The following is an 18487-nucleotide window of genomic DNA, read 5'->3' as shown; positions in this document are numbered from 1 at the left end:
GTCTGTTGCTAGGGCCAGTCTAGGACTTATCAAGGAGCTATGGCATGGGACGGGTTTCACGGCGTGGCCGCGTCACGCGCTTCCGCACGGATGGCACGGTCAGCCGGCGGGATGACGTATTAGCAGGTGAGGAACCACTGGAGATCCGTTTCGAGGGCCGGTCCTTCACGGTGACCATGCGGACCCCCGGCGACGATTTCGACCTGGTGGCAGGTTTCCTGGTCTCTGAGGGAGTCATCTGGGAGGCCGGGCAGCTCATCAGTCTGCGCTACTGCGCCGGGGTGGACGAGGAAGGGCAGCAGACGTTCAACGTCGTCGACGTCCAGCTGCGCCCCGGGACCCCGCTTCCGGACACCGGCATGGAACGGCACGTCTACACATCGAGTTCCTGCGGCATCTGCGGGACGGCGTCCATTGAGGCAGTCCGTAAGTCTTCGCATTTCGACGTCGCCGAGGACGGCGTCCGGGTTCCGCTTGAGGTGCTGGCCTCACTGCCGGACAAGCTCCGTGACCACCAGGCACTCTTTGAGAAGACCGGCGGCGTGCATGCCGCGGGCTTGTTCAGCGCCGAAGGCGAGCTGCTGTGCCTGCGGGAAGACGTCGGCCGGCACAATGCGGTGGACAAAGTGGTGGGGTGGGCGCTGCGGGCGGGGCTTCTGCCGCTGCGCGGAACCGTGCTCCAGGTATCCGGCAGGGCGTCTTTTGAACTTGTTCAAAAAGCGCAGCTGGCGGGTATTCCCGTCCTCGCAGCCGTCTCGGCGCCCTCGGCACTGTCCGTGGACCTGGCCCGGGATGCCGGGATGACACTCGTGGGCTTCAGTCGCGGGACCTCCCTGAACTGCTACGCCTTCCCGGAGCGCATTGAGGCGAAGTCTTCAGTGACCGCCGGTGCCGGGGCGGACACCTAGCCGCTGGGCAGCAGCACTTCTACGCAGGTGCCCTCGCCCACGGCGGACTTCAGTGTGATCCGCCCGCCATGCTGGTGGATCATGTCCTGGACGATTGCCAGGCCCAGCCCGGTGCCGGGGATAGCCGCAGCCGTCGCGTTGGAAGCCCGGAAGAACCGGCTGAACAGCTTGGGCTGGTCTTCCGCCGGGATGCCGATGCCCGTGTCCTGGACCCGGACACGCACCATTGCGGGTGCACCGTCCGCGCCCGGAACCAGGTCCGCAAGCAGCCGGACCGAGCCGCTGACCGGGGTGAATTTCACCGCGTTGGAGGCCAGGTTCGTGAAGACCCGTTCCAGCTGTTCCCTGTCCCCGTCCAGCCGCAGCCCGGCGTCCTCACAAGCCAGTGAGAGATCGATGCTGCGGCTCGCTGCAGCAGGCGTCAGGGAAGCGATGACCTGTTCCAGCAGATCCTGCAGGACAATTTCCTCCACGTCCAGGCGGACTTCTTCGGCGTCGCTGCGCGAGATGGTGAGCAGATCACCGATGAGGTGGTTGAGCCGGTTGGCGTTGCGTCCCACGATTTCCAGCATCTGTGCGGTCTCAGGGGAGATCCCGCCGCCGGAGCCATCCAGGATCAGGTCCAGGTAGCCGGTGATCGAGGTCAGCGGAGTCCGGAGCTCGTGGTTGATTGTTGCCACGAAGTCAGTTTTCTCCCGGTCAAGCTCCCGCTGCCGGGCCAGGACGGTCCGCTGCGCAGTAATCAGGTGTCCCTGGACCAAACCGTGGGCCAGGTTGCCGCTGACATGCTGGATCAGAGCGAGCTCGGTGGGCGTCCAGATGCGGGCAGCGTTCTCTCCGGCCAGCCAGATGATGCCGAAGGGACGGTCGCCGTGGCCCAGCGGAACGATTACCGATGTGCGCAGCCCTGCAGCCAGGGGTGCCGGATGGAGAATCGGATGGGTGTCACACTCCGGGTCACGGTGGTCCCGCGCCGCAAGCATCTTGCCGCTGTCCCACAGCAGATCGGCAACGGCGGCTGCCTGCTCGGGATCCGGAGCAGGAATGGACGCTGCCGCACCCGGACGGCTCCAGGTGTTCTTCAGCTCCGGCACCCGCTCATCCGGGAAAATGGTCAGCAGAACGTGGTCCGCCCCAAAGGCATCGCCCAGCCCGGAGACCACAGCCTCAGCCATGATGTCCGGGTCGTTCGTGGCGCGTACTGCAGCCGAGATCACCCGTGTTTTTCCGCGCAGGAGGTTGTTGGCTTCCCGGCGCCGGCGCAGAGCCAGTGACTCCGCACGGATCAGCGCAGCCCGGTACGCGAGTTCATTGCCCGTGAGGGGGCTGAGTACAAAATCGGTGATGCCGCGCCGGACCATGTCCTCGACGTCGAGCAGTTCACCGGGCGTGATCAGGATGACCGGAGGCCCGGACCCCTCGGCAGACGGAAGCAGCCACCTGCGCAGATCCGGTCCGGCGGCTTCCACGGCTGCGGTGTCAACGACGGCGAGGACGGGGAACGTGGAATCCGGCCCGCTGCCGGCGGACACCGGACGCAGCTGAGCGAGCGAGAGGGCTTCCTCAACCGCCGCCCGAAGGCCGGAGTCACTGACAGCCACCAGCGCCGGGAGGTCATCGCTGCGGCTGTCCGTGAAGGAGTCCTGGGAGGTCGGCGCCGTAGGCATAGGTGCCTTTCGTTCTGTGTGTCCGGCCGGTTGCGGACCGTTTGCAGTGTATCCCAGCAGAAGCCCGGTTTCCCGTGGTAATGGGCACAGATGACGCGCGTGTCTGCGCCTGGGAATTCGCCGCTGGACCAGGCCGTTATGCCCCGCAGTGGATGGACTGCGCCAGCGCCTAAGCTGGAGGGTGCCGTTACGTAAGGAAACCGTCATATGAGTATGGAAGGCGCGGCCTGGAGTTCCCTCTACAAGATCTCCACCGCCAAAGGATCAGACAACAAGATTTCCCGGGAAACGCTGAAACGGATCCTCGCGTTCGCGTCCCCCTACCGGCGGCAGCTCATCGGGTTCCTGCTGCTCTCCATCGGCGGCGCTTTCCTTGCCGTTGCGACACCGGTTTTAGCCGGTGAGGTTGTTAACGCGATTGTCGCCGGAACCGCGGTGGACAGGGTCCTGTGGCTGGCCGGCCTGATCGCCGTGGTGGCGGTGGCCGACGCCGGTGTTTCCCTGGCGACCCGCTGGTTCTCCTCCCGGATCGGCGAGCAGGTGATCCTGGACCTGCGGACAGCCGTGTTCGACCATGTGCAGCGGATGCCGGTTGCCTTCTTCACCCGCACCCGCACAGGTGCCCTGGTGAGCCGGCTGAATAACGACGTCATTGGGGCGCAGCAGGCGTTCAGCGGAACTCTCTCCGGCGTGGTCAGCAACATCGTGGCGCTGGTTCTGACTCTGATAGTCATGCTCACGACGTCCTGGCAGGTGACCGTACTGGCGATGCTCCTGCTGCCGGTGTTCCTCATTCCGGCACGCCGGATGGGCGGCAAGCTGGCGGCACTGCGCCGGGAAGCGGCGAACCACAACGCTTCCATGGGCTCCCAGATGACCGAGCGGTTCTCCGCTCCGGGGGCCACCCTGGTGAAGCTCTTTGGGCGGCCCGACCAGGAATCCACCGAGTTCGCGGTCCGCGCCGCCCGGGTGCGGGACATCGGCGTGAAGACGGCGATGATGCAGTCCATCTTTGTTACGGCCCTTACCCTGGTCTCCGCCCTCGCGCTGGCGCTGGTGTATGGACTGGGCGGTTACCTGGCCATGACCGGGACACTGAACGCCGGCGACGTCGTGACCCTGGCGCTGCTGCTGACCCGCCTTTACGCACCGCTGACCTCGCTGGCGAACGCGCGGGTAGAGATTATGAGCGCCGTCGTCAGCTTTGAGCGGGTCTTCGAGATCCTGGACCTCAAACCGCTCATCTCGGAAAAGGAACAGCCGGCTGCGGTCCCGGAAGGTCCGCTCGGCGTGGAGTTCAATGACGTGAGGTTCGCCTACCCGACGGCGGACAAGGTCTCCCTTGCCTCCCTGGAGGACGTGGCCGTCCTGGACAGCCGCGGCGGCGAAGATGTGCTGCATGGCATTTCTTTCCGGGTGGAACCCGGGCAGACCGTTGCCCTGGTTGGCAGTTCCGGTGCAGGGAAGTCGACCATCGCCCAGCTGCTCTCGCGGCTGTACGACGTCGACGCCGGTTCCGTCACGTTCTCCGGGACGGATGTCCGGGACCTCAGCTTCGCGGGAATGCGTTCTGCCCTGGGCATGGTCACGCAGGACGGGCACCTCTTCCACGAGAGCATCCGGTCCAACCTGCTGCTTGCTAATCCGGGGGCCAGTGAGCAGGAGATCTGGGATGCCCTGCGCCGGGCACGGCTTGAGCCACTCATCCGGTCGCTGCCGGACGGGCTGGACACCATGGTGGGGGAGCGCGGTTACCGGCTCTCGGGCGGTGAACGCCAGCGCATGACCATTGCGCGCCTGCTCCTGGCCCAGCCACGCATCGTGGTCCTCGATGAAGCCACCGCTGCGCTGGACTCCACCTCGGAAGCAGCCGTCCAAGCTGCCCTGACAGAGGCCCTGCAAGGCCGTACCGCCGTCGTTATTGCCCACCGGCTCTCCACGATCCGCAACGCGGACCGGATCCTGGTGATCGAGGACGGGCGGATCGCCGAACAGGGCACGCACACGCAGCTGCTGGCGCAGGAAGGCCGGTACGCCGAGCTGTACCGCACCCAGTTCGCCGATGGTGACGCTGCCGCTGCCGGCACCGCTGCGGAGCCCGGCGCCTCCGCAGGGGCCACGGCCTAGGACCGGCTGGGCGGCTCTTCGCCGGGAAATGGGCGTGTCCGCCGTCTCGTGCGTTCAGTTTGCATGATCCACACAAATTTTTTATTAATATTTGTAGCGCCGCACCGGTGGGTGATTCCCCCTGCCGCGGTGGTCCTCGTCCTGGGTGCTGAGCCCAGGCGGCCCTGTCGGCGGTGCTGGCGTGGTCGGAGTTTGTCTGCGCGCTCCTGAAGTGAGCGCCCTTTCGAACACGGAGTGACTACATGCCTTCTACCGATACCCGCAATACCCGCAAGAACCGCAATGTCCGTAAGGCCGCTGCCGCTGCCCTCGCTGCCGCAGGTGTAGCAGGCCTGTCCCTCGCTGCCGCTGCTCAGCTGAACCTCGGCACCGGCAGCCTGGGCGCGGGCACCACCGTCGTCGCCAGCTGCCAGGACGAGGGGACGCCGATCGGCGTCAACTTCGAGACCAGCTTCGCGCCGGGACCTGACGCGGGGTACAAGGCGTCCAGCCTCAACCTCACGTCGATCTCCTCAGCCTGCCAGGGCCTGAAGTACAAGGTGACGCTCTCTGATGCTGACGGCACCGCGCTCGGTGCAGAGGCAACCGGGACCGTGTCCGGAACCTCTGTTACCGTTCCGCTGACCGATGTCCCGGCCTCGGAGGTCTCCAACGTTGCGGTTGTCATCCACTCCTAACCGCAGTGTGATGGCCGAACCGTCCTCAGATGATGGGACGACCGCCGGCGTGCCCCGCGCACGCCGGCTTCGGTCATGGTTTACGGGCGCCGTCCTGGCAGCCTTTGTTGCGGGCCTGTTGTACTTCCTCTGGCCGTCCTCCCTCGGAGGATGCAGCACCCTGACGATCGTTTCAGGACACTCCATGGACCCCACCTACGCCACAGGTGACCTCGTATGGTCCCGCTGTGGGGAGCCTTCCGTCGGCGACATCGTTGTGTACAGCCCGGCGGACACCAACGGTGCGCAGGTGATTCACCGGATTGTCGGCGGAGACGCTGAGTCAGGATGGATCCTGCAGGGGGACAACAACGACTTCCTTGACCCGTGGAAGCCGGATAATTCACAAATCGTCGGAATTGCCGCGGTGCACATCCCGCAGCTGGGAAACATCCTCTACAGCTTTGGCAACCCCGGCGTCTGGGGGTCGCTGCTCATTCTCGCCGCAGCGTTCTTCCTGTGGCCCCAGTCCGGCGAGGAAGAGGCCGCCGAAGCCTCCGAGGGTCCGGATTCCGCGGCCAGCCAGGATTCCGCGGCCGGCCAGGATCACGAGGCTAGCCAGGATCACGAGGCAAGGCCGGAGTCCGATGCGGCCCCCGGGACGGAGAAGCTGCCCGCCCTCAGCCTGCCTGCCTCAAACTTGCCCACCTCATAATCTGCCCGCGCAAAGGAAGGAGTCCTGCACTGAACCGTCAGGGGTACCGTAACGCGCCCTCACGGCGTCGACCGCTGTCCGCGGCTGTCCTCCTCGCAGCGCTGGTTCTGCTTTTGGTCCTCGCCGTGCACCCGGGCGCAGCCGCGCAGCTTCCGCTTCTGCCCGGAAGCGTCCCGAGCGCCTCTGTCGCCGAGCGGTGTACGCCAGCAGTCAAGGCGACCAACGGGACCACCACCGCAGGCCAGGCGTCCACGGTGACGGTGTCCGGCCTGGGCACCGCCTGCGCAGGCAAGGAACTCGCCTTGACGTTGTTTGATGAAGACGGTGCCGCGTTGGCGGCCGGCTCCACGGATCTGGCGGCGGATGCCAGCGGCTCGGCAACCGTAGCGGTGCCCGCCTATAACCCGGACGACGTCGCGGGCGTAGCGCTGACCATCGGAACCTGGGGGGTCCCCGGAATCTGGACGTACGAGCCGTCTATCGAGGCTCCGATGGTCAGCTGCACTGTGCTCAATGACCCGACGGGCACCAAAACCTGCGACGTCACCGATGTGCGGGTGGATGCCTGGGGCTATCCGGAACCGGACAACTTCAACTTCTACGCAACCGTCACCTCTCCCTCCGAGGCTGAAGACGTTGAATGGGAACTCACGCTCAATCTGGCGGATCCCGGATACAAGCTGAACGCCAACGTGGCGGACAGCAACAACGGCGTGACCCTGGCCCCGGGCTGGTCCTGCTCAGAGATGCCGCTGGTGAAGCTGCGCGGGCAGGAGAGCGTGAGCACCAAATACGTAGGCGGCGGCAAGACCGTAACGGTGTGGGTGCAGGGTAAGGCAGCGTCCAGCCCCACCAGCGGGGGAAGCCTGTTCAACTGCTCCTGACGCGCCGCTGGCAAGCCGGCCGGCAGCAGGCCGTCCAGCAGGAGCTGGACGGCCGCACAAACAAAAAAGTGCCCCCGGCCGGAATCGAACCGACGACCTGCCCTTTAGGAGAGGGCCGCTCTATCCTACTGAGCTACGGAGGCGTGACTGCCGTTGACGGCAGCGATAAACAGCTTACCTGCTTTCATCAGCGGGTGCGGCGGGCGGTGCGCCGGGGTCCGCCGGGGAGGATCGGCGCGGCAGGGTGGCGGCCATACCTCCCGGCCTAGCTGCGGGACTCCTCTTCCAATGCCTGGAGATGAGTGGTGTAGGCCTGCCGCATCCCGGTAAGGAAACTGTGGATGGTGCGCAGCTCGGCCTCCGAGTAGCGGTCCATGACTTCGCTGGTCAGTGCGCCGAGGGGACCGAAGAAGGCGCCGGCCAGCTGGCGTGCAAGGGCCTCGAAGTGAAGGGTGACCTTGCGCCTGTCCTCGTCCGAGCGGGCCCGGTGGATGTGGCCGATGCGCTCCAGGCGGTCGATGACGGCCGTCGTCGCGCCGGTAGAGGTGCCGAGGAGACTGCTGAGCCGGCCCGCGGTGAGGGGCTCGCCGCGTATTTCCGCCTCCATGATCAGGGTCAGGGCGCGCATATCCGTGGAATTCAGGCCGTGGCTGTGCGCGAAAGCATCAGCGACCTGCTGGCCGTCCAGGCCCATGCCCCGGACGGCATTGACGATTTCCCGCCTCAGCTCGTTTGTGTCCACGGTCCCATAGTAGCTTCACCTTGAAGTATCTCTATTTTGGAGATACTTTATTCTCTAGTTACTTTGCCGAGCCCCCACAGGAGATATCAGATGCATGCAGGGATAGTCCGCTCGGCCAAGGCAGCGTGGGTCACGCTGCTCATTGGCCTGGCGGTGATAGTGGGGCTTTTTTCACTCCCCGTGCAGGAGAACGAGGCTTCCACCGTAGGCGGCCTCACCGACAAGTACCAGACTACGCAGGTGCAGGAACTGCTTGATGAGTTCCCCGACGCCCAGCAGTCCACCGCGCTGATCGTGGTGTCCCGCACCGACGGCGCTGCCATGAACGACGCTGACCGCGCGGCCATTGCTGACATCAGCGCGGCCGCAGCGCAGGCCGGGGTTTCGACGCCGCCGGCACAGGTTCCGCCGATCGTCTCCGACAACGGACTGGTGGCGCTGGTTCCGGTAACCCTCCAGGCAGTGAGCGACGACGGCGACGCCGTAGGTGCCGAAGTGGAGAGCCTGCGTGAAGCGATTTCCGGTGCGGCCCCCGAGGGTATTACAGCGGAGCTGACCGGCGGCGCAGCATTTACTGCCGACCTCGCCGGTGTGTTCTCCGGAGCCAACTTCACGCTGCTGACAGTCACGGCCGCCGTCGTAGCCCTGCTGCTCCTGATCACCTACCGCTCGCCGTGGCTCTGGATGGTGCCGCTGGTGATCGTGGCAGCTGTCGAGCAGCTCGCACTGCGGATGGTGGACTTCCTGGCCCCGGTGTCCGGAATCGAGGTGGACCCCTCCGCCGTCGGCATCACCAGCGTGCTCGTGTTCGGCGCGGCGACCAACTATGCGCTGCTGCTCATTGCCCGCTACCGCGAAGAGCTCCGCGTCCATGAGAGCGTCTTCGAAGCCATGGGCGTTGCCCTGCGCCGCACCCGTGAGGCCATCATCGCCTCCGGCGGCACCGTTATCCTGGCCCTGCTTACCCTGCTCTTTACGGACACCCTGAGCTACCGCGGACTGGGCTTCTCAGCCGCCGTGGGAATCGTCTTCGCCATCCTGAGCGCCCTGTTCCTGCTGCCGGTAGCCCTGGTGCTGCTGGGCCGCAAGCTCTTCTGGCCGTTCGTCCCGAAGGTTGGCGACCCGGCCCGCGAGGGCAAGTTCTGGGGCCGCCTCGGTGAAGCCACCGCCCGCCGCCCAAAGACGATCGCCGGGATCGCCGTCGTCGTCCTGCTGGTGATGGCCTCCGGGCTCTTCAGCGCCAAGATCGGCCTCAGCGAGAACGAGCAGTTCACCGAGAAGCCGCAGGCTGTGACCGCTGCCGAAACCCTGGCCGAAGGTTTCCCCGCCGGCTCAACGTCGCCGGTGATCGTGCTGGTCAACTCGGACAGTGCCGACGCGGCTGCCGCGGAACTTGACGGACTCGACGGCGTCGAAACCGCCACGGTCGCTGCTGAACACAACGGCCTGACCCGGATCGACCTGGTCAGCAGCTACGAAGCCGGCAGCGCGGACGCCAATACCTTCATCGAGGAGCTGCGGACCGATCTGGGCGGGCATCCGGAATATGAGGGAATCGTGGGCGGCGAAGCCGCCGAACGCGTTGACCAGCTCGCGGCAAACACGCATGACGTGACCCTGGTGGTTTCCCTGGTGATCGTGCTGGTCTTCCTGGTGCTGCTGGTCCTGCTGCGCTCCCTGGTTGCCCCGGTACTGCTGGTGGCGTCGGTGCTGCTAACCTTCTTCGCCTCAACCGGCGTGAGCTGGCTGCTGTTCGTGAACGTGCTCGGGTTCCCCGCGCTGGATACCCTGACACTGCTTTACAGCTTCCTGTTCCTGGTCGCGCTCGGCGTGGACTACAACATCTTCCTGGTCACCCGTGCCCGGGAGAACGCAGCCGCACTTGGCACCCGGAAGGGAATGCTCGCGGCGCTGCGCTCCACCGGCGGCGTGATCACCAGCGCCGGAATCCTGCTGGCCGCCGTGTTCGCCGTGCTCGGTGTCCTGCCGCTGGTCACCCTGACCCAGGTGGGCATCACCGTGGCGATCGGCGTCCTGCTGGACACCCTGGTGGTGCGGACCGTCGTGGTGCCGGCCCTAGCCTTTGTCCTGGGGGAGAAGTTCTGGTGGCCGGGGCGTCCGGGAGCTAAAAACCGCAACCACGGACGCCACGAGGCTCAGCCCGAGCAGGACCCAGCGGGCGACCGTGAGCACGCTGGCCAGGCCGGCATCACCGGCTGAGAGTTCGGCGGCGCCCAGGACGTTGTCAATGGCGACGTTCTCCCACAGATCCACGATCGCGAAGAGGATCGGAGCGGTCCACAACACCCAGCGCAGTGCCTTGCGCTGGGTGTTGAGGCCAATGATCAGCAGCCAGGCGAAGCCGAAAATGAGCGGAAACAGCGTTCCCGCCGTTTTATGGACATAGCTGAGCTGGCCGAGGGCATCAGCGTCCAGGGCGGAGCGCAGCGCCGCCAGATGATCCATGCTGTACCCGCCAATCAGCGAGTCAGGCATGGCCAGGCCCCCTGACAGCTGCGTCATCTGGTCAAGCACCAGCAAGTGGTAGTACCAGAACATAAACAGAGCTGTCGCCGCCGCGGCGATCAGGAGCAGATTGGCATTGTTCTTGGCCTGCTGCGGCGTACGCTGCGTCGTTTCGTTGGCGGAGGGCTGAGAGGCGGCAGGGGAAACGGCGTTATCGCCGTGCTTCGCTGCGCGCTGTGCCGGAGTTTTTCCCATACCAACAGTATGGCTGAGGCTGGCTTCGGCATCCCCGGTCCCTTGCAGGGCCGGATAGGGTTGGCAGCATGAGCGCGCCTGCCACCGAATCTGACTTTGCCCTGGCCGCCGGCCTCGTCCGCGAGGCCGGCGAACTGGCCTTCCGGATGCGGCAGGAAGGGGTCACCGGCACGCAGAAAACCTCTGTGTCCGACGTCGTCACGGCAGCGGACCACGCTGCCGAGAAGCTCGTCGTGGACACGCTGCGCCGGCTGCGCCCCGAGGACGGGATCATCGGTGAGGAAGGTGCCAGCCATGCAGGCACCTCCGGCCGGACCTGGGTCATTGATCCGGTGGACGGCACCTACAACTTCCTCTCCGGGTCCACCTACTGGTGCTCCGCGCTTGCCCTTCGTGCTGACACCGCCGAGTTGCCCGACCCTGCTCCGGACGTGCTGCTGGGCGCCATTTACCAGCCGCAGGAGGACAAGCTGTGGCTCGGCGGGCCGGGCCGGGCTGCCACCTTGAACGGAGAGCCGCTGCCCGCGCTCACCGACGCCGGACTGGGGCGGCTCAGTGCCGGCACATATCTGCACCCCACCTGGCTGCAGCGCGGGGAAGTCGCCGGCCCCTGGATTCAGGCGGCGAAGGAAGCGGCCACGATCAGGATGCTCGGCTCCGGTTCCTGCGATCTTGGCTCGGTGGCAACCGGGGCGCTGGGGGCCTGGTTCCAGCACAGCTGCCCGGAGTGGGACTGGCTGCCCGGCAAGGCCATCGTCGAAGCTGCCGGGGGAGCCACCGCCATCCAGGAGGTTCATGGCTTCCGCTGGCACATCGCCGGTCCGGCCACCGCTGTTCGGGAAATCCAGCAGCTGCTGGCCGGGAACTAGGCTCCCGCTCCGGGTGCCTTCGCGCACCCGGAGCGCTCTCCGGGAAAATGTCCGGGGCAGCACCTAGACTTAAACGCACCATGGACTATCTCTTTGATCCGTACTTCTCCACGCCCGGCAAGTCCAAGACCGCCCCTGGGGCAGCCAAGGAGGACACCGCCCACGGCGGCGGCGCCGCCGTTCCCGAAGCCCTCACGCCTGAACCGCCGGCCCACGGCGGCCACTCCGCGCGCTCTCCCCGCGTCGACGAAGCGCGGGCAGCGGACCTGCTGCGCGGGCTGAACCCGCAGCAGGAGGAAGCGGTCAAGCACGCCGGTTCGCCGCTGCTGATCGTTGCCGGCGCCGGGTCCGGCAAGACCCGGGTGCTCAGCCACCGCATTGCCTACCTGATGGCGACCGGCCGGTCCAACCCCGGCCAGATCCTGGCCATCACGTTCACCAACAAGGCCGCCGCGGAGATGCGCGAACGCATCGAATCCCTGGTGGGCGGCGTAGCGAAAACCATGTGGATCTCCACCTTCCACTCCTCCTGCGTGCGGATCCTGCGCCGCGAGGCAAAAGCCGTGGGAATGAACTCCAACTTCTCCATCTACGACTCCGCGGACACGCTGCGGCTGATCACCCTGGTGGCGAAGGGGTTGGACCTGGATCCCAAGCGGTTTGCGCCCAAGGCCATCGCGAACAAGATCTCCGGGCTCAAGAATGAACTGATCGACGACGAGTCCTACGCCTCGAGCGCCAACTATTCGGACCCCTTCGAACAGGCAGTCGCCCAGGTCTACACCGGCTACACCCAGCGCATGCGCCAGGCCAACGCCATGGACTTCGACGACCTCATTGCCCAGACCGTTTATATGTTCCGGGCCTTCCCCGGCGTAGCTGAGTATTACCGGCGCCGCTTCCGCCACATTCTGGTGGACGAGTACCAGGACACCAACCACGCCCAGTACGCCCTGGTGCGCGAACTCGTTGGCGTGCCGGGCGAAGGCAACACACTTGATATTCCGCCGGCCGAACTCACCGTGGTGGGCGATTCCGATCAGTCCATCTATGCCTTCCGCGGCGCGGACGTGCGCAACATTGTGGACTTCGAGAAGGACTACCCCTCCGCCCGCACCATCCTGCTGGAGCAGAACTACCGCTCCACCCAGACCATCCTCACCGCCGCCAACGCGGTGATTTCCCGCAACCCAAACCGGCCGGAGAAAAAGCTCTGGACCGCGGAGGGCGACGGCGCCAAGATCGTTGGCTACGTCGGTGAGAATGAACACGAAGAAGCCAGGTTCATCGCCGAGGAGATCGACCGGCTGCAGGACGAGGAGAACCTGCGCCCGGGCGACGTTGCCATCTTCTACCGCACCAATGCCCAGTCCCGTTCGCTCGAAGACGTGCTGGTGCGGGTAGGCCTGCCGTACAAGGTTGTCGGCGGCACCCGCTTCTACGAACGCAAGGAAATCAAGGACGCGCTGGCCTACCTGCGGGTGCTGGCGAACCAGGACGACGTCGTGAACCTGCGCCGCATCCTCAACGAACCCAAGCGCGGGATCGGCGACCGCGCCGAGTACTCTGTGGCTGCCCTCGCTGAGCGCGAGCGGATCAGTTTTATGGATGCGCTGCGCCGGGCCGAAGAAGCGCCCGGCCTGGCCACCCGCTCGCTGAACTCCGTCAACGGCTTCGTCAAGCTGATCGACGACCTCGCTGAAGTGGCCTCCGGCTCCGGTGCCTCCGCGGCCCTGGAAGCCGTGCTGGAGCAGACCGGCTACCTCGCCCAGCTGCGCTCCAGCGCCGATCCGCAGGACGAGTCCCGGGTGGAGAACCTCGCGGAACTCGTCGCCGTGGTCCGGGAATTTGAACGCGACAACCCCGAAGGAACCCTGTCCGAATTCCTGGAACAGGTATCCCTGGTGGCCGATGCGGACCAGATTCCGGACGCACCCGAAGGATCCGCGGAGGAGGTCGCCGCTGCGGTGGAAGAGTCCCGGCGCCAGGGCGTTGTCACCCTGATGACGCTGCATACCGCCAAGGGGCTGGAGTTCCCGGTGGTGTTCCTGACCGGCATGGAGCAGGGCATCTTCCCGCACCAGCGCTCCGCCACCGACCCGGCCGAGCTGGCCGAGGAACGCCGCCTGGCGTACGTCGGGCTCACCCGGGCCCGCGAACGGCTTTACGTGACGCGCTCGGAAGTGCGCAGTATGTGGGGGCAGAGCCAGTACAACCCGGCCAGCCAGTTCCTGGGCGAGGTTCCCCCGGAACTGATCGAGTGGAAGCGCGAAGGCATGGAGCGGCCGGCCTGGGGCGGCGGAGGCAGCATCACCTCCAGCCGTTACAGCGGTTCGCACTGGGGTGCCGGGGCGCCGTCCTCCCTGGGAGGCGGTACCGGCGGCAACATTTCAGCCGCACCGGTGGCCAAGGCAATGGGCCGTGTGCAGCCGCAGAAGGAAGTTATCTCCGTGGTGGTGGGGGATAACGTCAACCACACTTCGTTCGGCCACGGCACTGTGCTCTCGGTGGAAGGAACCGGGGATAAAACGGTGGCGAAGGTGAAGTTCGACGTTGGCGAAAAGCGCCTGCTGCTGCGCTACGCGCCGCTCACCAAGGAAGGGTGACGGGCCCATTTGGCCATCTGCCGCCATAGCCGAAGGACGCCTTTTTCTACAAACCATAGAACTGTGCGCTTCATCACTAAAGCGGTACTCTGTGAGGGGCCTCCGGCGCCAAGGGACTAAAGTTCCTTTGGAGCAGCCCGGCTTCACGCATCTGCTCCCCGATCAGCTGATCGACTGTAAACCTACTTCGACGTAGAAGGACACTAGCCCGTGGACCTGTTTGAATATCAGGCGCGCGATCTGTTTGAGGCGCACGGTGTACCCGTGCTTGCCGGAATCGTGGCGCACACTCCTGAAGAAGCCAAAGCTGCTGCCGAGAAGATCGGCGGCGTTGTAGTCGTTAAGGCTCAGGTTAAGGTCGGAGGCCGCGGCAAGGCCGGCGGCGTCAAGGTAGCCAAGACCGCTGACGAAGCCTTCGAGCACGCCAGCAACATCCTCGGAATGGACATCAAGGGCCACACCGTCAACAAGGTGATGATTGCCCAGGGTGCCGACATCGCCGAGGAATACTACTTCTCGGTCCTGCTGGACCGCGCAAACCGCAACTACCTGGCCATGTGCTCGGTTGAAGGCGGCATGGAGATCGAGCAGCTGGCAGTGGAGCGTCCCGACGCCCTGGCCCGCGTCGCTGTGGACCCGGCCGTCGGCATCGACCAGGCCAAGGCCGAAGAAATCGTCGACGCAGCAGGCTTCGCACCGGAACTCCGCGAAGGCGTCATCAACGCGATCATCAAGCTCTGGGACGTCTTCGTCAAGGAAGACGCCACCCTGGTTGAGGTCAACCCGCTGGTCAAGACCGGCGCCGGCGACATCGTCGCCCTGGACGGCAAGGTCTCCCTGGACGAGAACGCCGACTTCCGCCAGCCCGGCCACGCCGAGCTCGAGGACAAGGACGCCGCGGACCCGCTGGAAGCCAAGGCCAAGGAAAACGACCTCAACTACGTCAAGCTGGACGGCGAAGTGGGCATCATCGGCAACGGTGCAGGCCTGGTTATGTCCACCCTGGACGTTGTGGCCTACGCCGGCGAAAAGCACGGCAACGTCAAGCCCGCCAACTTCCTGGACATCGGCGGCGGCGCCTCGGCTTCCGTGATGGCAGCCGGACTGGACGTCATCCTGAACGATTCGCAGGTCAAGTCCGTGTTCGTGAACGTCTTCGGTGGCATCACCGCCTGTGACGCCGTGGCAAACGGCATCGTCAAAGCGCTGGAGATCCTCGGCGACGAGGCCAACAAGCCGCTGGTTGTCCGCCTGGACGGCAACAACGTCGAAGAAGGCCGCCGCATCCTGGCCGAGGCCAACCACCCGCTGGTTACCCTCGCCACCACCATGGACAACGGCGCCGACAAGGCTGCCGAGCTCGCCAACGCAGCTCGCTGACCGAGCCGACCCCCAGAAAGAGAATTCACATATGTCTATCTACTTGAACAAGGACTCCAAGGTCATCGTTCAGGGCATCACCGGCGGCGAAGGCACCAAGCACACCGCCCTGATGCTCAAGGCCGGAACCCAGGTTGTCGGTGGCGTGAACGCCCGCAAGGCCGGCACGACCGTGACCCACGGCGACGTCGAACTGCCCGTTTTCGGCACTGTTGCCGAAGCCATCGACAAGACCGAAGCCGATGTTTCGATCGTCTTCGTTCCGCCGGCCTTCACCAAGGACGCGGTGATTGAAGCCATCGACGCCGGCATCGGCCTCGTTGTGGTCATCACCGAAGGTGTTCCGGTCCAGGACTCCGCCGAATTCTGGGCACACGCCCAGTCCAAGGTGGACGCCGACGGCAATCAGGTGACCCGCATCATCGGCCCGAACTGCCCCGGCATCATCACCCCCGGCGAAGCCCTGGTGGGCATCACCCCCGCCAACATCACCGGCAAGGGCCCGATCGGCCTCGTCTCCAAGTCAGGCACCCTGACCTACCAGATGATGTACGAACTCCGGGACCTCGGCTTCTCCACTGCCATCGGCATTGGCGGAGACCCGGTCATCGGCACCACGCACATCGATGCTCTCGCGGCGTTTGAAGCTGACCCCGAGACCAAGGCGATCGTGATGATCGGCGAAATCGGCGGCGACGCAGAAGAGCGTGCCGCAGAGTTCATCAAGGCCAACGTCACCAAGCCGGTTGTTGGCTACGTGGCAGGCTTTACGGCTCCCGAAGGCAAGACCATGGGCCACGCCGGCGCCATCGTCTCCGGTTCCGCTGGAACCGCCCAGGCCAAGAAGGAAGCCCTCGAGGCTGCTGGCGTGAAGGTCGGCAAGACCCCGTCTGAGACCGCTGACCTGCTGCGCGAGGTTTTCGCAGCTCTGTAGGCTCCCTCAAGCACAACCCCCGTGTCCGGATAACTCCGGTGCACGGGGGTTTTGTGCGTCTCACTGTACGAAAGAACACCATGCACCGAACTCCCACCGTCTCCTCCGTACCTGCGGCCGGTCACCGGAATGCGCTCCGCCGGGCAACCTGGATTGCCACCCTGGGCGGCTTCCTCTTCGGCTATGACACCGGGGTGATCAATGGTGCCCTGCCGTACATGCAGGACGATCTGGGTCTGACCCCGTTCACCGAAGGCCTGATCACCTCCAGCCTGCTGTTCGGCGCAGCCTTCGGCGCGCTGGGCGCCGGACAGCTCGCGGACCGGCTCGGCCGGCGGCGGCTGCTGATCATCCTGGCCGGGGTTTTCCTGCTGGGAGCGGTGGGCACCGCCGCGGCTCCCGGTGTCGGGCTGATGGTCCTGGCCCGTGTGGTCCTCGGCCTGGCCGTGGGTGGCGCCTCCGCCGTCGTCCCGATGTTCCTGGCGGAGCTGGCGCCGGCCGCCCGCCGCGGCCAGGTGGTGACCCGGGACCAGCTGATGATCGTCAGCGGGCAGCTGGCGGCGTTCGTCTGTAATGCCGTCATCGGCAACCTCTGGGGCGAGGAAGGCAACGTCTGGCGCTGGATGCTGCTGGTTGCCACCCTGCCGGCCATCGCACTGTGGGTCGGTATGAACTTCGTGCCGGAAAGCCCCCGCTGGCTCGGTTCCAAGGGCCGTTATGCGCAGATGCTTACCGAGCTGCAGCGGATCCGCAGCGCCGAAGACGCTCAGGCGGAGTATGAGGAAGCCAAGGCACTGGCCGGCAGTCTGCCCACCCGCACCGGCCGCTTGAAGGATTTCGCCGAACCCTGGCTGATGCGGGTCCTGCTGATCGGGATGGGACTCTCCATCGTTCAGCAGATCACCGGCGTCAACGCGATCATCTACTACGGCACGCAGATCCTGGCCGACGCCGGCTTCGGCACCGAAGCTGCGCTGACCGCCAACATTGCCAACGGTGTGGTCTCGGTCGGTGCGGCCCTGCTTGGCATCTGGCTGCTCGGCAAGGTGGGGCGCCGGCCCATGCTGCTGACCGGTCTCATCGGTACCTCCAGCACGCTTGCCATCATCGGCGTCGCATCGATCCTGCTGCCGGAGGGTCCGGTCCGCGGTTTCACGGTTCTGTCCATGACCGTGCTGTTCCTGGCTTTCCAGCAGGGCGCTGTTTCCCCGGTGACCTGGCTGATGCTCTCCGAGATTTTCCCGCTGCGGGTCAGGGGGCTGGGCGTGGGGATCTCGGTGTTTGTGCAGTGGATGGCGAATTTTGCCGTCGGCTTCTCCTTCCCCATGCTGATGTCGGCGCTGGGAATCTCCAGCACGTTCTTCATCTTTGTTGCCCTGGGCCTGTGCGCGGCACTTTTTGTGAAGCGGTACCTGCCGGAGACCCGCGGGCTTTCACTGGAGGAAGTCGAGCTTCAGCTGCGCCAGGCCTAGCCCGGAGGAGCATGGGCTGCTGATGTCCAGCAGCTGCCGGTACTCGTTGGCCGAGTACCGCACAGTGCTTCCGGCATAGGCGCCCAGGAAGGTGAAGTCCGTTTCCGGCGGGGCGCCGGGGCCGGGAGTCAGTGCCGAGAGCATTTCGGCTCCGGCGGCCCTGAGAGCCTGCTGGGCCTGGTCTCGGGCGCGTTCCGGAGCAGGAGGAGCCGGTCCGCTGAACTCCGTCGTGAGTTTGTGCCGGCTGGGACCGGTTCCCTCAGCCGGGCAGGGGACGGCGCGGGGGACGGGGGGAGCTGCGTACTCTGTTCCATCCAGGTACGTCCATCCCGGGTCCCCAAGGCTCTCCAGCAGGGCCTTCGCCAGCTCCTGCTGTCCACGGCCGACTTCTGTGGCCGAAAGCTCGGCGCCGCCGGCTGGGGGACCGGCGGCGGGGGCGGCAGGTGGCGGGATTCCGCCTGATCCTGCTGCCAGCACGATCCCTGCGGCAAGTACACACAGGGAGCGCGGATCCGGCCTTCTCATCTGCGGCATTGTGCAGGGGTGAAGGCGTTGTGTCGAGGGTAGGCGGTTACACCGGCCGGACGCAGGGCCGAACCCGGCTCCAGTTACGCCGGCAGAGCGTCCTGGGCAGCCGTTCCTTCGGAACCAGCCGTACGGTTGTCCCCTTGCAGTGCCTCAGCATTTTTCACCTATACGTCCTTGCCAGTGCTCCGGCGTCCGGCCCTAAAGACCGGCATCTCACCGGGGGAGCGGTGGCGTTGTTCCGAATGTCATCCCCATCAGCAACGCTAAGCCGGATTCTG

Annotated in this window: 14 protein-coding genes, 1 tRNA gene and 1 pseudogene; 11 read left to right on the top strand and 5 right to left on the bottom strand. The window is 65.7% G+C overall.

The window, feature by feature from the left end; translation table 11 throughout:
• The first annotated feature begins 44 nt into the window (after window positions 1-44).
• Entirely contained in the window at window positions 45-908 is an 864-nt protein-coding gene (gene fdhD / locus AL3_RS13190) for a formate dehydrogenase accessory sulfurtransferase FdhD (protein WP_066301749.1), read from the top strand.
• Here fdhD and AL3_RS13185 read toward each other — a convergent pair.
• Window positions 905-2575 carry a GAF domain-containing sensor histidine kinase gene (locus AL3_RS13185; RefSeq protein WP_066301748.1) on the bottom strand — a complete coding sequence of 557 codons (1671 nt, stop codon included), beginning with the start codon at window positions 2573-2575 and terminating at the stop codon, window positions 905-907. The genes fdhD and AL3_RS13185 overlap by 4 nt on opposite strands.
• A 207-nt stretch (window positions 2576-2782) precedes the next feature.
• Between AL3_RS13185 and AL3_RS13180 the strand changes: the two genes are divergently transcribed.
• From AL3_RS13180 to AL3_RS13165, 4 genes are all read left to right on the top strand, one after another.
• Window positions 2783-4702, top strand: a complete 1920-nt coding sequence (locus AL3_RS13180) for an ABC transporter ATP-binding protein (protein ID WP_066301747.1) — start codon at window positions 2783-2785, stop codon at window positions 4700-4702.
• A gap of 242 nt (window positions 4703-4944) precedes the next feature.
• A complete protein-coding gene (locus tag AL3_RS13175) occupies window positions 4945-5379 on the top strand; it encodes a hypothetical protein (protein ID WP_066301744.1) in 435 nt (144 codons plus the stop codon).
• Between the two features lie 49 nt (window positions 5380-5428).
• Window positions 5429-6073 carry a S24/S26 family peptidase gene (locus AL3_RS13170; protein WP_161599355.1) on the top strand — a complete coding sequence of 215 codons (645 nt, stop codon included), beginning with the start codon at window positions 5429-5431 and terminating at the stop codon, window positions 6071-6073.
• A 254-nt stretch (window positions 6074-6327) separates the two neighbouring features.
• Window positions 6328-6957, top strand: coding sequence for a hypothetical protein (locus AL3_RS13165; protein WP_169795754.1), 630 nt, complete (start codon window positions 6328-6330; stop codon window positions 6955-6957).
• 69 nt (window positions 6958-7026) lie between these two features.
• On the opposite strand, the gene AL3_RS13160 is transcribed toward AL3_RS13165, so the two are convergent.
• Window positions 7027-7100: transfer RNA gene (locus AL3_RS13160), tRNA-Arg, on the bottom strand.
• Between the two features lie 122 nt (window positions 7101-7222).
• On the bottom strand, window positions 7223-7699 hold the full coding sequence (locus tag AL3_RS13155; protein WP_066301732.1) for a MarR family winged helix-turn-helix transcriptional regulator: 477 nt from the start codon (window positions 7697-7699) through the stop codon (window positions 7223-7225).
• Between the two features lie 90 nt (window positions 7700-7789).
• On the opposite strand from AL3_RS13155, the pseudogene AL3_RS13150 reads away from it, so the two are divergent.
• Window positions 7790-9751 (top strand): annotated as a pseudogene (locus tag AL3_RS13150) (MMPL family transporter); the annotation flags it as partial.
• A gap of 24 nt (window positions 9752-9775) precedes the next feature.
• Here the strand turns inward: AL3_RS13150 and AL3_RS18125 are convergent.
• Window positions 9776-10420 carry a hypothetical protein gene (locus AL3_RS18125; RefSeq protein WP_246168687.1) on the bottom strand — a complete coding sequence of 215 codons (645 nt, stop codon included), beginning with the start codon at window positions 10418-10420 and terminating at the stop codon, window positions 9776-9778.
• 68 nt (window positions 10421-10488) lie between these two features.
• Between AL3_RS18125 and AL3_RS13145 the strand changes: the two genes are divergently transcribed.
• The 5 genes from AL3_RS13145 to AL3_RS13125 all read left to right on the top strand — a co-directional run bounded on the left by AL3_RS13145 (window position 10489) and on the right by AL3_RS13125 (window position 17681).
• Window positions 10489-11289 carry an inositol monophosphatase family protein gene (locus tag AL3_RS13145; RefSeq protein WP_066301727.1) on the top strand — a complete coding sequence of 267 codons (801 nt, stop codon included), beginning with the start codon at window positions 10489-10491 and terminating at the stop codon, window positions 11287-11289.
• Between the two features lie 80 nt (window positions 11290-11369).
• Entirely contained in the window at window positions 11370-13895 is a 2526-nt protein-coding gene (gene pcrA / locus AL3_RS13140) for a DNA helicase PcrA (protein ID WP_066301725.1), read from the top strand.
• 210 nt (window positions 13896-14105) lie between these two features.
• Entirely contained in the window at window positions 14106-15275 is a 1170-nt protein-coding gene (gene sucC / locus AL3_RS13135; protein WP_066301721.1) for an ADP-forming succinate--CoA ligase subunit beta, read from the top strand.
• A gap of 31 nt (window positions 15276-15306) precedes the next feature.
• A complete protein-coding gene (gene sucD / locus AL3_RS13130) occupies window positions 15307-16209 on the top strand; it encodes a succinate--CoA ligase subunit alpha (protein WP_066301718.1) in 903 nt (300 codons plus the stop codon).
• 80 nt (window positions 16210-16289) lie between these two features.
• The gene (locus AL3_RS13125) at window positions 16290-17681 is read left to right on the top strand and encodes a sugar porter family MFS transporter (RefSeq protein WP_066301715.1); all 1392 of its coding nucleotides are present in this window, start codon (window positions 16290-16292) and stop codon (window positions 17679-17681) included.
• Here the strand turns inward: AL3_RS13125 and AL3_RS13120 are convergent.
• On the bottom strand, window positions 17643-18206 hold the full coding sequence (locus AL3_RS13120; protein ID WP_151724041.1) for an NADH-quinone oxidoreductase subunit E: 564 nt from the start codon (window positions 18204-18206) through the stop codon (window positions 17643-17645). The two genes, AL3_RS13125 and AL3_RS13120, sit on opposite strands and share 39 nt — an antisense overlap.
• Window positions 18207-18487 lie beyond the last annotated feature (281 nt).

This window comes from Arthrobacter luteolus NBRC 107841 (assembly GCF_001552075.1).
GTDB lineage: Bacteria > Actinomycetota > Actinomycetes > Actinomycetales > Micrococcaceae > Arthrobacter_B > Arthrobacter_B luteolus.
Note: the sequence above shows the minus strand (reverse complement) of the source record. Positions and strands in the feature narration are given on the sequence as shown.

Bases quoted from the DNA above. Each gene is read 5' to 3' on its own strand.
- AL3_RS13185 (WP_066301748.1), bottom strand. From the start codon at position 2,575: ATGCCTACGGCGCCGACCTCCCAGGACTCCTTCACGGACAGCCGCAGC.
- sucD (WP_066301718.1), top strand. From the start codon at position 15,307: ATGTCTATCTACTTGAACAAGGACTCCAAGGTCATCGTTCAGGGCATC.
- AL3_RS13120 (WP_151724041.1), bottom strand. From the start codon at position 18,206: ATGAGAAGGCCGGATCCGCGCTCCCTGTGTGTACTTGCCGCAGGGATC.
- AL3_RS18125 (WP_246168687.1), bottom strand. From the start codon at position 10,420: ATGGGAAAAACTCCGGCACAGCGCGCAGCGAAGCACGGCGATAACGCC.
- AL3_RS13125 (WP_066301715.1), top strand. From the start codon at position 16,290: ATGCACCGAACTCCCACCGTCTCCTCCGTACCTGCGGCCGGTCACCGG.
- fdhD (WP_066301749.1), top strand. From the start codon at position 45: ATGGGACGGGTTTCACGGCGTGGCCGCGTCACGCGCTTCCGCACGGAT.
- AL3_RS13145 (WP_066301727.1), top strand. From the start codon at position 10,489: ATGAGCGCGCCTGCCACCGAATCTGACTTTGCCCTGGCCGCCGGCCTC.
- AL3_RS13175 (WP_066301744.1), top strand. From the start codon at position 4,945: ATGCCTTCTACCGATACCCGCAATACCCGCAAGAACCGCAATGTCCGT.
- AL3_RS13180 (WP_066301747.1), top strand. From the start codon at position 2,783: ATGAGTATGGAAGGCGCGGCCTGGAGTTCCCTCTACAAGATCTCCACC.
- pcrA (WP_066301725.1), top strand. From the start codon at position 11,370: ATGGACTATCTCTTTGATCCGTACTTCTCCACGCCCGGCAAGTCCAAG.